Origin of the sequence: Chryseobacterium piperi, from assembly GCF_002285635.2 — a bacterium.
In the GTDB taxonomy this organism is placed as follows: Bacteria; Bacteroidota; Bacteroidia; order Flavobacteriales; family Weeksellaceae; genus Chryseobacterium; species Chryseobacterium piperi.
On sequence record NZ_CP023049.2, the window covers coordinates 839851 to 853375 of the forward strand.

Genomic DNA, 13525 nt, shown 5'->3' on the forward strand with positions numbered 1-13525 from the left:
TTTTTCTTTTTTATTGATGAATATGTAAACCGCATTCTTTTTTATTAGCGTCTTCCCACCACCAGCGGCCTGCTCTGAAATCTTCGCCTTCTTTTATTGCTCTTGTACAGGGTTCACATCCAATACTCACAAATCCTTTTTTATGCAGATGATTATAAGGTAAATGGTAGGCTTTGACATAATCTGTCACCTGTTCCGAAGTCCAGTGAAGCAATGGATGAAATTTGATGATCTGATTATCTTCATCCCACTCTAGTTGGGGCATATTTTGCCTGTTGGCAGAGTGTTCCGATCTCAGGCCGGTGATCCATACCTTATATCCCTGCAATGCTTTTTTCAGGGGATGCACTTTGCGGATTGTGCAACATGCTTTTCTCTGCTCCACCGACTGATAAAAAGAATCAGGTCCGTTTTCAGAGACAAAGTTTTTTATTTCTTCCGTATCAGGATAATATGCTTTGATATTCTTTTTAAAGAAAGCTCTTGTGGCAGTCCATGTTTCATAAGTCTGCTCAAAAAGTCTTCCTGTATCAAGCGTAAAAATATCGATATCCAGGTCTTTAATCAGATGAGTGATCACCTGATCTTCATAACTAAAGCTGGTAGAAAAGATAAGTTTATTTGGAAACGCATCTGTTAGTATCTGTAAAAAATCGGCTTGAACAGACGTTTCAGAAGTTTTTTTCAGTAATTTATCGAATTCTATTTTGAGTCTATTTTCCATTTGCATTGAAATTGTTCTTTGCAAATATATATAAATCCTATTAACTCTACCAAATTAGTAGAGTTTAAAATTAAAAAAAATTATTTCTACTTAAGGAATGAGGTTAAAGTCGCCTCTATCATGCTTTTTCTGGTTTTTTCCCTTACAATAATAAGCTCTTTTCTAAGATAGCAGGTCGCTTCATCCACGCAATCGTCGCAAGGTTCATAGAAATTTAAGGATACGCACGGAGTTAGTGCTATAGGTCCTTCAAAAATACGGTAAAGATCAGCCAGAGTGACATCATCGGGAGATTTAAGCAAATAGTAACCACCGGCTTTCCCTTGCTTACTGTTCACCAGTTTTACGCGTTTCAGCTCCAAAAGAATCTGTTCCAAAAATTTTTTAGGAATATTTTCATCTTGTGCAATAACAGAAGTGGACAGAAAACCCTGATTGTAATTTCTTGCTAATCTGACCATTGCTTTTAAAGCATATTTGCAACGTTTGGACATCATAATGGATGCAATTTATAACATTTTCTCTGATTAATGAAATGTTTTCAGATTGTGTTAGTAAAGGCAAAAAGGCTAAATCGCGGAATTGTTGAACCGTAAAGCTATAAATTCAACGAAAATTTGTCATTTCGATTTCTATGACATTTCCAATTGATTTTGATAAAAAGTTTTGTTTTTAATTAACGAATAAATTCGGTGTATAATTTTGTTTCGTACCGCATTTAAAACAGACATTTTATTTTTACCTTCTGACACTTTTCTTAGATAGTAGACAGCCAAATCATTTTTAAACCGAATAGCGCTCATTGCAGCGAGATGAAGAATTTTTTTTAATTCCTTATCTGCCAGGGGGGATACTTTTGATTTGTACTTCAATGAAGTACCAGATTGATACTCAAATGGCGCTACACCAGCATAGCAGGACATTTCTCTGGCAGATTGTATCTCGGTAAAGCCGTTGGTTTTAATAAGCATGTTAGCAGCCAAAACTTTGCCTACACCTGGTATCGTTTGAATTCGATGATATTGATCTTTCAAGACTTCGTCATTTTCAATAAGATAGAGGATTTTATCTTCAATGAATGAAATCTGTTTGTCTAATAAGGCAATGAAGTCCTTATTGAGTTTTAAAAGGTCTTTATCCTGCATTCCTTTTAGAAGCGACTGGTCTGCTAACTGGGTGAGTAAAGCTGCTCTTATTTTAACACGGAGTCTTCTCTCAGTATTTAAGAGTTTGATTTTTTGTAGTGTTTTACTGCAAGGACTCCAGATACGTAGATCAATATGGTGTTTTTCTAAGAATAAAGCGATTCTTTTACTGTCTATTTTGTCATTCTTATCTCTTACCAGGCCTATACTTCTCTTTATATGAAGTGGATTAATAACATAAACCTTAAATTCAAAAAGGGGTAAAACTTCATAAAGGTGATAATTATAACGGCCAGTATTCTCCATAGCTATCATCACTTGGTGTTCTTTAAATTCTTTAAAAAACTTTTTTAATGCTTTTACCGTGTTTTCTATCGTAAAAAACTGAAAGGTAGAATCAATAAGTACACTAATATCGAGAGTAAGCTTGCTCACATCAATGCCAATAATTACATTTTTCATAAATTTGTTTTTGCATATTAATAAGAAGAGATCTTATCATTAACTCAACTCCTTGATAATGGGTCATTAGCCCGAATTTCTATCTGAGATTGTGATAAGAAAGTGTTTAAGTCTTAATCGAAATATGAGTTTTACTCTAAGACAGGGTTAGTTTACTTAAACACTTTTCTCTTCTTTAATTCTATAAATTTAACTATTTACAAATCTAAAGGACGATAGGAGAAATCTCTTCATATTCTTAACTTCTAAAATAATTCTTAATTTTTTCTCACTCTTTGCTAAGTGGAAACGCCCTTGCGTCTTAAAAACGCTTTATTTTTAAGTCCTTTGCGATTTTGCGTTTAATCATGCTCAGCTACTTTTAACACAAGGATAATCAGAATGCTGTATATTTTTAAACTCTCGCAGATCAAGCGGATTTAGCAGATTTGAATAGCCGACATTCTCTTTGTTGAATGAAACGTCCTTGCCCTTAAAAGTGGATTAGTTTTAAAATCCTTTGTAATCATAATTTTAGGAATTTTCCCTATGTTTTAAGCAGTCTATATTAATTTTTTTCAAGTAGTATTTTCGTTTTCCTAAAAAATGTATTTTTCATAAGACAATAGAAAGCTAAAGAACTATAGTTATTAGGAGATTTGAAATGATAGATTTTTACTCTTTACAATCAAATGATAATAGATATGGAACAAAAAATTAAATTCTTAAGTGTTTCGGGGATGCTTATCATTTTGTTAAGCTGTAAACAATCGATCCAAAATTTTAATTCCCATAGAAGCCCTGTAATAGACAAAAAGGTGGTATATAATGAATCTTTATTTCCGAGTTATAATGCCAATTATACTCCACCCTCGGGAATGAAGACTTTTGAGCTAAGCCAAAACTATCCGAAAACATTGACTATAGAAAGCTATCCCTGGCAAAATATTAATTTTATAGAAGACCCTGAACTCTATATGCAGACAGTTCTAAGTTATTGTCTGGAAGGTAATACGGAAATTGATTTTAGGGGTCAGGAAAACAAAATCAGAAAATGGTATCATGCTCCATGGCTTCATGATGATGGAAAATATTTGAATAATGAATATATAGGAAACGGTCGCGAATATATCCATGGCCTTACAAGAGAGTTTGCAACTCCTAAATATAAAATACATGATCGACAGGATATAGAACTTGAAAACTGGGCAGTAGGGATGTATAATCCTCCCGGAGGATATACGTTAGGTCAGGTTTGGCCGGGACCTAAACAAAACCCGGATCCCCAAAAGGCGAACTTTCCTGAAGGAACGGTAAGTTTTAAATTATTATTTACAGATGCACCTGTAAACAAGATTCCTTTTCTGAAAAACACACTTGAATGGAATGGCAACATCTATTTATGCAACCCTAATACCGATTGTAGTAATGTCATAAGAAGGGATCGTACCGTTCGCCTGTTACAAATAGATATAGCGGTCAAAGATAAAAGAGCGTTAAAGACGGGCTGGGTGTATGGGACTTTTATATATGATGGCTTACATACAGGAAAGACTATTTGGGAGAGAATGGTTCCGGTAGGATTAAGCTGGGGAAATGATTCTAATATAGCTAAAGATATACATCGTGATGGAGCATTTATTAATCATGAATTAAAAGAATCGTTTATCAATGCCTCGCTGATACATCCGGAAGGAAAAAATAATAAGTCTACTTATCTGCGCTATCACGGATTGGGAGGCAGGCTCAACGGACCAATTGACAATCCTTTATCTTCATGTATTTCGTGCCACGGTAACGCAGCTGTGAACGATCAGGGACATACTTTACCGCTGGGAGATTTTAAAGCAGGTATCACAAGATCCAACTACCCTTTTGAATCATTCCAACAATTTTTTGCAGATATCGCTCCGGGTGCGAATGTAATACAACATAAAGGTGAGGCGTATATAACAACAGATTATTCTTTGCAAATTTCTAATGGAATTAAAAATTATTATGCGAATAAAAGAGCTTTGAATAGCAGAGCGAAGTGAAAAGCCGTTTGCCATTATCTGTATCCTAATATTGAGCTACTTTTTAACACAAGGATAAATTTATCAAAGAGTTGCTTCGCTTATGGAGTTTATGTTACCTTACTATGTTGAGATTCCTTCATTCCGCTTCGCTCCATTTCTGAAATCGAAGATTAGACGAAGTCAATGACAAATTGGGATGGTGAAAGTTATCTCTTCTTTGCTGAGAGAAACGCCTTTGCGCCTTAAAATGCATTGCTTTTAAAATCCTTTGTGTCTTTGTGTTTAATTTTAACCAAATTTAAAATAAGCTACCTCACCGTTTTCCCGTACCAGGTTTTCTATTCGGATGAATCCATTTTTTACAAGCACTTTTTGTGATCCTATATTGTGTAGGTCGGTTATTGCAATAATATCTTGATGATTATCTAATGAAAGACAATAGTCTACCAGAGCTTTACATACGACAGTAGCAACTCCTTTTCCCCAATAGTTTTCACTTAAAACGTATCCTATTTCTGTTTGGTTAAGATTATCAGCAAAGATTCTGACTACACACATTCCTATAAAATCATTATTCTGTGCATTAAATATGCCCCATCTGCCTAAGGAGCCTTCCTGATAATCAGCCAATGCTTTGGCAAACATTTCTTTATATTCTTCAGGGCTTTTGTAAGGTAGAAAGCTGGTAACATTTTCATTTTCAAAAAGGGATAAGAATAAATCGAGTTCCTGGGGGGCAAATTCCCGTATGATAATGGTATCGTTTTTATAGTACATAAGAATAATTTGCGTTTGAAATTGATGAATAAAATTACGTAAATAAACTCACAATTGCCGGTAAAATATGATAATATTCGTTATAAAGCAAAAATGGGCTTAAAAAATTAAGCCCATATTTTATTCAACAAGTGAATAATAGCGTTTGATCCTATTTTTTAATGAATTTTTGGGAAGATTTCCCTAAAGAAGTTTCAATATCAATTAAATAAGTTCCGCTTAGGAAGTTTTTAACATCAACCTTATCACCAATAACTTTAGCTTTCATTTTTCTTCCAAGCATGTCGTAAACAGAAATTGATTTAATTTTCCCTTTTGTTTTAATATTCAATACATCAGAAACTGGATTTGGATAGATGGATGTTTCTGAGTTTGTTGTATCAACGTCTGAAGCGGATAATGAAGTGGATAATGATGATGTACAAGGCGTTGTAATACTGCCATATGGTTGTGTATTATATCCAAACTCAGTTACAGAATAATTTGAACCATTGGCCCCAACAATCAGTTTGAAATAGCCGTTAATATTGTAACCTTCGAATTGGTTTCTAAAGCCAACATAAGCGGTTTTGCCAGACCAGGTAGTGTATGTAGGGGTGTACACGTCAAGTTGTCCAGGAGTACCAGTTGGATAACCTATATTATTTGCATTACTTATAGTGGTACAAGACGGAATTAAACTAATATTTCTTGTCCCTACCCCACATACTAATCCTTTCCAATAGGTTTCCAATTTTAATTGATTTGCGCCATAGTACCAAGCACCATAGCCTGCATCATCACTAAGCTCCGGGTTAATGATAAAATATTTCCAAGGTGCTCCGGAGTTGGTTGTTACTGCAGTTGGTGTTGGATTGGCATAACTTTCCAGAGGAGTTCCTGTAACTATTTTATAGGGATCTTTGTAAGAAAAAGTTAATGCCAAAGATGTAGTTGATCCTAATGAAGTTAAGCCTCCTGTTATAGCCGGATTTAGGAATGTAATTGATGAATTCAGGACCTGACTTTTAGGATGACTGGTTGCCGCACCATTTATGGTAAGTGTAGCAGTAGAAGGGCTTGTAACTGTTATAGTTGCTGTTTGTCCTGCTGGCAATGAAGAAGTGAAATGTGTTCCTGCAATAAGAGTTGTTCCATTCGATACGGCAAATGTTGCTCCGTTTAGGGTAATGGTTGATGTAGGAGCAGATGCTACTGTTCCATCTAATGACACGGCTCCATTATTGTTTAAGTTCTCTGTAAAGGTACTGTTGCTAAGAGTTAATTTAGGTGGAGTATTGGCAACTCCGGTTGCGGCTAAGTTGGCAGGCTGCCATAAATTTATTCTTGACGGGTGATTTAATGCGGCTAACATTCTATTAACTTGTCCATTCGTAAACATTTTATAACAACCAGCGGAACCATTGTATCCCATATAGTTTTCAACGTTCACTTTTTGTCCAAGACAATTGTTTCCAGCTGTACATCCTAATCCAGAAGAATTATTTTCTACAGGGGTGTCAGCAACTCCGTCACCATCATTACTAGGGTTCGCAGTTGAACAAAGAACATTGAACGTGTGTTGAAGATTTAACCAATGCCCAAATTCGTGAGTGAATGTATCAGAAAACTCGTTTGAAGCCACAGTTCCTGCAGCATCATATATATAACGGCCATTATAAACAACTCTTGCTGTATTTACTGAAGCCATGTATGAATCCGGATACCAGGCAACTCCCGATTGATATAAATCTTTATTAGCATATAGATCATTTTGTATATACACATTCATATACTTTGTATTATCCCATGCATCTGCGCCAATTTGTGCATCATATCCGCCTCCGTTGCCATATCCACTTTTGAAAGGGTGAAATACTACTCCGCTTGTTGCTTTTCCGGTTGGGTCAATTTTAGCTAAGCGGAATTCAATACTTAATGTGCCCCTAATAGGCTGGAAGTAAGAATCTATAGTGTTTGAATCAGTATTAGTTCCATTGAAATTTAAGTTGATTTGTTGCAGCAAGTCAACTACTTTTTGGTAATTTACTTTTACATTACTCTGAGATTCTCCATACACATGAAAAACTACAGGTATGATATAGGTTGGAGCGTTGACCTTTTTATTCAATGGAGTTTTGTTTGATTCCATTTTTTTTACAAAATCTTTGGTGAATTTTTCAAAATTTTCATATTCAGCTTTAGATTCAGGGTGCAGTTCAAAATGTTTTTTCATCATTTCATCTGCTTTACACTCATGAGGTCTATTTTCTTGAGCAAAACCTATTATTGGAAATAGGGACATAAGTAATAATGTTTTAATTTTCATGATTTTTTGGATTTGTATGTTAATAATTTATTTGAATAATCAAATTGTTTTGGGCTTAATCAACCTATTTAATTTGATCTAGAATGATTTTTGTCTGTAAATTTTGATAGTCGATATCTCCCATGCTTTTGTATACAACTTTGCCATCCTTTATAATAAAGTTCTGTGGGATAATGCTTATCCCATGATTGCTAATTTTCTGGAAACTCTTTCTTTAAAAAAGTTTAAACAGGTTCAAATAATAATTTTGTGTGTTATGTGATGTTTATTTAACTAAATCTTTCAGGATTAAAGATTCTGATATCAACAGTGGGTTTCTCTTCATTAGCAATTTCAGACACTGTTTTTCCGAAAACAGGTCCAAGACTTAAGCCCATCATTCCGCCACCGCCTGCAATAATCAGATTTTTTAGTCTGGAGGATTGTCCTAAATAAGGAAGGCCATCCGGTGCACAGGGCCTGTATCCAAACCATATTTCAGATTCTTTAGGCAATTTTACCTGAAAATCAGGCATATATTTGGGAATAGAGTTTACAATCCCTTCTACTCTTTTCATATTCACCTTATCATGATGGGAAGCCAGTTCCATAGTTCCTCCAAAACGGATCTGCCCGTTCATAGGGGTTACTGCTACTCTGGCTTCCAGTAATAATGCGGCATGTTCTAATGTACTAGTTGGATTTTCAGGACTATGCATGAATGAATACCCTTTTCCGGGCATGAGCTGAATCTTAATTCCAGCTTTTTGGGCAAGCTCAGGTAAAAATGAACCACCGGTTATAATAACACGATCAGCCAAAAACTTCTTACCGTTGGCGATTACTGCTTTAATAGTGTCTCCAGTGATTTCATAGGCTGTTACTTTATGGTGTGTATGAAAGAGGACTCCGTTATTTTTAAGATAAGAGATCATTTGCTTCATCAACTTTATTGGATTCATATGGCCATCACATTGGTAATTGATTCCTCCTATGACCTCCAGTTGGGTATTGGGTTCCAGCTCCTGAATTCCTTTTTTATCCAGAATATCAACAGGCAATCCTAAACTGATGGCTTTATGGGCTAGCTCTGTTTCTTCTTCGGCAACTTTTTCGGTTTTATAAAGCATCAGGATTCCGTTTTGATTTAATTCGAAATCAAATTCTTCTTTTCCTGCAATTTCATTGTAAAGGCTGCTACTTGCGAGATTAAGATCTCTGATTGCCTGTGCAGAACGGTCTACATGTTTTTGATTGGAATGTTTCAGAAATTTTAATCCCCAGGATAAAAGTTGGGTACTCAGCGATGGCTTTACATAAAACGGACTTTTACTGTCGAACATCCAACGGATTCCCTGTGCAACAACTCCGGGAGCAGCCAAAGGGGTAAAATGGCTGGGTACAATCATGCCTGCATTGCCATAAGAGCAATTATTGCGAAGGTCATTCTGCTCCAGAATTTCTACCTGCCAGCCTTTTTCCAAAAGGTAATAGGCTGAACTTAGCCCTGCGATGCCTGCACCTATAATGAGTGCTTTGCCTTTATTTTGTGTCATAAATTTATTACAGAATTTACATTACCTGAAATCCCTGCCAATAAGGATCTTCATCATCAATAATAATCTGGTTGTAGCCGGTAATTCTAGCCCAGCCTTCTACTGACGGGATAATAGCCGGTTTACCATCAACGGCAGCTGTTCCTTCAATTCTTCCGATAAACTGAGATCCGATATAACTTTCATGGATGAACTCTTCGCCTTCTTTTAATTTACCTTTTGCGTACCATTGAGCCATTCTTGCTGAAGTTCCTGTTCCACAAGGAGAACGGTCTAAGGCATTTTCACCTACTAATACGGCATTCCTTCCGCTGGCTTTAGGATCTGTAGGAGTTCCCGTCCATTGAATATGGCTTAAACCTGAAATATGTTCGTTTTCAGGATGAATGAACTCATATTTTTCATTAAGCAAGCTTCTGATGATCTTTCCATAGTGAATAAGCTGACTCGCGGTAAAATCAGAAATATCTCTAAAGTTTTCCTGAGGATCAATGATGGCGTAAAAGTTTCCACCATAGGCCACATCAGCCTTTATGACTCCAAGATCCGGGCATTCTACTTCAAGGTTTTCAGCATACAGAAAAGATTTTACATTGGTCAATTTTACCGATTTTACTTTCTTCCCTTCCTGGATATAATCTATAAGGATAAGTCCTGCAGGGGTTTCCAATCGTAGTTTTCCCGGAATTTTAGGAATAACCAAGCCTTCTTCTATGGCAATGGTAACTGTTCCTATGGTGCCGTGCCCGCACATCGGAAGGCAGCCACTGGTTTCAATATATAAAACTCCGATGTCATTTTCTTCATCAATAGGTGGGTAAAGAATACTTCCGCTCATCATATCATGGCCGCGGGGTTCAAACATTAATCCTTTTCGGATCCAGTCATATTCTTTCATAAAGTGAAGCCTGCGCTCCATCATGGAATTTCCTTTCAAAATAGGTCCTCCACCCGCAACAAGACGTACAGGGCAGCCACAAGTATGCGAGTCTATGCAAAAAAATGTTCTGTTCATACGGTTTCTAGTTTTAATGATTTTACATTCACTTCCCCATCTACGATTCTGCTGATCTGCAATGGGTTTTCATTCTTCAGTTCTTCCGGTAAGAATTCATCCGGCCAGTTCTGAAAAGAAATGGGGCGAACAAATCGTTTCACGGCATCCGGACCTACGGAAGTAAAACGGGAATCTGTGGTAGATGGGAACGGCCCTCCGTGTTGCATGGCATACACCACTTCCACTCCGGTAGGTATTCCGTTGAATAAGAGTCTTCCACATTTATCTTTCAAAAGATGAATCAGTTCAGCGTTTTCATGGACATCATCTGAAGTGGCTGCAACAGTAATGGTTAACTGTCCTTTTAGGTTTTGAGCGATCTGTATAAGTTCCTCTTTGCTTTCACAAGTGACAATAATTCCAAAAGGTCCGAAGACTTCTTCGCTCAGCACAGGATTATTGAGAAAACTTTGTGCATTGGTTTTTATAATCGTAGCATTTCCTTTCCCTTCTTCTGCTTCCGTTGTAGCAATGACTTCAATACCCGGCTGACTTATTGCATTGGATGTATGCTTTGCAAAGTTTTCATATATGCCATTGTGCAGCATATTGGCAGGTATAATTTCATGAATTTCATTTTTTAATGCAGAAATAAAGCGATCCAGAGATGGTCCTTTAACAGCAATAAATACTCCTGGATTGGTACAGAACTGTCCTACTCCTAATGTTAATGAACTTATATATTCTTTAGCTAAAACTTCTGCTTTATTTTCCATCAAGTGTTGAAGGGCAAATACAGGATTAATGCTTCCCATTTCTGCAAATACAGGAATAGGATTTTCTCGACGATTGGCTATATCAAATAAGGCTTTTCCTCCACTGTATGAACCCGTAAATGCTACGGCATGAATATCTTTGTGCTGCGCTAAATAAACTCCTGTTTCATAAGAGGTTCCGGTAATATGGCTGAAGATCCCTTCAGGCCATCCAAATTCTTTTACGGCATTGGTGATAGCATCAGCCATCATCTGGGAGGTCTTAGGATGGGCAGGATGGGCTTTTACAATAACCGGGCAGCCTGCTCCTATAGCACTTGCCGTATCACCTCCTGCTGTGGAAAAAGCAAAAGGAAAATTACTGGCTCCAAAAACTACAACAGATCCTAATCCTATATTGTATTTTCTGAGATCTCCTTTCTGCTTTTCAGGTTGGGGAAGATCAATTCTCGGCTCAATGTAGATCCCCGAAGCTACTGCTTTTGCATAACTTCTCCATTGACCTATTGTTCTGGCTTTTTCACCGGTAAGTCTTGTCTGAGGTAATGAAGTTTCAGCATGAGCAGTCGTTAAAAGTTCTTCTCCTAAAGCTTCAATTTTATCGGCAACAGCATTCATGAATACTGCCCGTTGTTTTATCGTTGTACTTTTTAGGAACTGATATGCTTCGGAAGCCATCTGAACCCTTATCTCAATGTTTTCTTTTGATGTTTCTTCAATCATAGCTTTTGTTTTGGTGTTAATCTAATACTGGGCGATTTGTTCTGCCTTCTTCAATTATTTTATTGACTCTTTCAGCTTCTTCACCCTGAAGTTCAAGACGTGGTGCTCTTACATAAGGATTACTGATTCCTTCAGTGGTAGCAGCCAGTTTGATATACTGAATAAGCTTTGGATGAATATCTAACTCTAATAATGGCATAAACCATCTGTAAATGGCTACTGCTTTATCATATTCCCCTGTTTTGGCATAATTATACATGGCCATTGTTTCATGAGGGAAAGCGTCTACAAGTCCTGCTACCAATCCATCAGCACCAAGCATCAGCGTTTCAAGGCAGATAGTATCTACTCCACCCAGAATTTTAATCCTTTTTCCAAAACGGTTAATCATTCTGGTTACGTTGGCCAGATCTCTGGTGGACTCTTTAACCGCCTGAATAGTTGGACATTCAATAAGCTCATCAAACATTTCCAGGGTTACATAAATTCCATAATCAACAGGGTTGTTATAGATAAGGATAGGAAGGTCTGTAGCTGTGGCAACGGCTTTGAAGTATTCTATCACTTCACGACTATCGGCTTTATAACGCATTGGGGGAAGAAGCATTAATCCATCAGCTCCCAGTTCTTTTGCTTTTTGGGCAAAGTTTATGGCATTTTTGGTTGTATTTTCAGAAAGGTTAAGGATAACAGGAATTCTGCCCTGTGTAATCTTTTTGGCATATTGAAGAAGTTCAAATTTTTCTTCGGTTTCCAGTGCACTGGCTTCTCCTAATGTTCCGGCAAGGATAATACCATGAACTCCGGCTTTAATCTGGGCTTCTGTATTAACAGCAAACATTTCAAAATCAATCTTTCCTTCCTTCGTAAAAGGAGTTAATACAGCAGGATAAATCCCTTCCCAGTTTAGTTTTGTACTCATATCAAATAATATTTATTCAAAACTAGGTGAATTTTAAAATGATAAATGTTAATATTTTAATAGATTTTAACCGTATTTTAACATGTAGCTATTCGTGGTCAAAAGTAGCTTCTTTATAATGCTTCAGGTATTCTTTGGGTGAATATTTCATAATAGATTTAAAAACCCGGTTGAAATTGGTTAAGCTATTGAATCCACTGTTGAAGGCAACGGAAGAAATGCTGTACATACTGCTTGAGGTTAATAATCTACAGGCTCTTTGTACTCTTAACTCATTAAGATATTTAATATAAGTAATCCTGGTGCGCTTTTTAAAGGATCTGCAGAATGCCTGAGGGGTCATACAAGCTTCTTTAGCAATGGCATCAAGAGTTAATTTTTGTTGGGTAAAGTTTTTCTTAATATAATTTTGGGCATCTATAATTCTCTGGTCATTATCTGAAATATGATTAGGCAGATTTTTTTCTGAAGATAAAGGAATATGCAAATGTCTGTTTTGCATCAGGTGGTTGAGAATCTTTATAAAACCTATGATTTGCTCTATGCCTTGAGTCTTTTGTAATCCTGCCATGCTTTCTCCTACACTTGATTTTAATTTGGGGGCGACCTGAAACCCTACTTTTGAATGTTCAATGAAGTTTTTAAGTTCTTCAAATTCCGGTAAGTCAAAAAAAGCGGATATTTTTTTATCAGGATCAAAGAAAATGGAAATAGCATGAACTTTTTGCTTTTCATTTTCTGCAAAATCTCCTTTGAACACATGCGACTGATTGGCTCCCAAATAGAAGATATCTCCGGGCTCAAAGGTAAAAAGGTTCTGTTCTATGGCAAGAGTACCATGCCCCTTAAGGATCCACATAATCTGTGTTTCCGTATGCCGATGGAAATAAGGATAAAAATTGGGCATTATATCTTCCTGAATACGGATACTTTTATTGGTGTCGGCAGGGACTGAGAATTGAAGACTTTTCATACAATCAATACTTTAGGCAGTGAATGAGCAGAGGTGTTAAAATATTGTTGAATTTAAGTAAAATATGAACATTAAATATGATATTAAAATACAATCTTTACATTTCTATTATTTTAATGAATAAAGGCCTTAAAATAGTACAAAATCGTAACTTTAAACTTTTAAAATAAAAACTATTCATAAATA

General features: G+C 36.4%; 11 protein-coding genes. 1 reads left to right on the forward strand and 10 read right to left on the reverse strand.

The window, feature by feature from the left end:
- Window positions 1–10: 10 nt before the first annotated feature.
- The 3 genes from CJF12_RS03755 to CJF12_RS03765 all read right to left on the reverse strand — a co-directional run bounded on the left by CJF12_RS03755 (window position 11) and on the right by CJF12_RS03765 (window position 2331).
- Complete coding sequence (locus CJF12_RS03755) at window positions 11–724, reverse strand: phosphoadenylyl-sulfate reductase (RefSeq protein ID WP_034687908.1); 714 nt, start codon at window positions 722–724, stop codon at window positions 11–13.
- A gap of 86 nt (window positions 725–810) precedes the next feature.
- The gene (locus tag CJF12_RS03760) at window positions 811–1221 is read right to left on the reverse strand and encodes an RrF2 family transcriptional regulator (RefSeq protein WP_084675694.1); all 411 of its coding nucleotides are present in this window, start codon (window positions 1219–1221) and stop codon (window positions 811–813) included.
- Window positions 1222–1356: 135 nt separating this feature from the next.
- Window positions 1357–2331, reverse strand: coding sequence for an IS110 family RNA-guided transposase (locus tag CJF12_RS03765; RefSeq protein ID WP_095591053.1), 975 nt, complete (start codon window positions 2329–2331; stop codon window positions 1357–1359).
- Window positions 2332–3014: 683 nt separating this feature from the next.
- Here CJF12_RS03765 and CJF12_RS03770 point away from each other — a divergent pair.
- A complete protein-coding gene (locus tag CJF12_RS03770; protein ID WP_051887293.1) occupies window positions 3015–4346 on the forward strand; it encodes a hypothetical protein in 1332 nt (443 codons plus the stop codon).
- A gap of 270 nt (window positions 4347–4616) precedes the next feature.
- Here CJF12_RS03770 and CJF12_RS03775 read toward each other — a convergent pair whose 3' ends face one another.
- The 7 genes from CJF12_RS03775 to CJF12_RS03805 form a co-directional block, all read right to left on the reverse strand.
- Window positions 4617–5105: a GNAT family N-acetyltransferase gene (locus tag CJF12_RS03775; protein WP_034685037.1), complete on the reverse strand. Its 489-nt coding sequence runs from the start codon at window positions 5103–5105 to the stop codon at window positions 4617–4619.
- Between the two features lie 151 nt (window positions 5106–5256).
- Entirely contained in the window at window positions 5257–7389 is a 2133-nt protein-coding gene (locus CJF12_RS03780) for a zinc-dependent metalloprotease (protein WP_168173092.1), read from the reverse strand.
- 293 nt (window positions 7390–7682) lie between these two features.
- Window positions 7683–8948 carry an NAD(P)/FAD-dependent oxidoreductase gene (locus CJF12_RS03785; RefSeq protein ID WP_034685035.1) on the reverse strand — a complete coding sequence of 422 codons (1266 nt, stop codon included), beginning with the start codon at window positions 8946–8948 and terminating at the stop codon, window positions 7683–7685.
- 16 nt (window positions 8949–8964) lie between these two features.
- Window positions 8965–9963 carry a 4-hydroxyproline epimerase gene (locus CJF12_RS03790; RefSeq protein ID WP_034685033.1) on the reverse strand — a complete coding sequence of 333 codons (999 nt, stop codon included), beginning with the start codon at window positions 9961–9963 and terminating at the stop codon, window positions 8965–8967.
- Window positions 9960–11444, reverse strand: a complete 1485-nt coding sequence (locus CJF12_RS03795; protein ID WP_034685030.1) for an aldehyde dehydrogenase (NADP(+)) — start codon at window positions 11442–11444, stop codon at window positions 9960–9962. Before CJF12_RS03795 ends, CJF12_RS03790 begins: the two co-directional genes overlap by 4 nt.
- A 16-nt stretch (window positions 11445–11460) precedes the next feature.
- Complete coding sequence (locus CJF12_RS03800) at window positions 11461–12366, reverse strand: dihydrodipicolinate synthase family protein (protein WP_034685028.1); 906 nt, start codon at window positions 12364–12366, stop codon at window positions 11461–11463.
- Window positions 12367–12454: 88 nt separating this feature from the next.
- The gene (locus tag CJF12_RS03805) at window positions 12455–13339 is read right to left on the reverse strand and encodes an AraC family transcriptional regulator (protein ID WP_034685026.1); all 885 of its coding nucleotides are present in this window, start codon (window positions 13337–13339) and stop codon (window positions 12455–12457) included.
- Window positions 13340–13525: the final 186 nt, after the last annotated feature.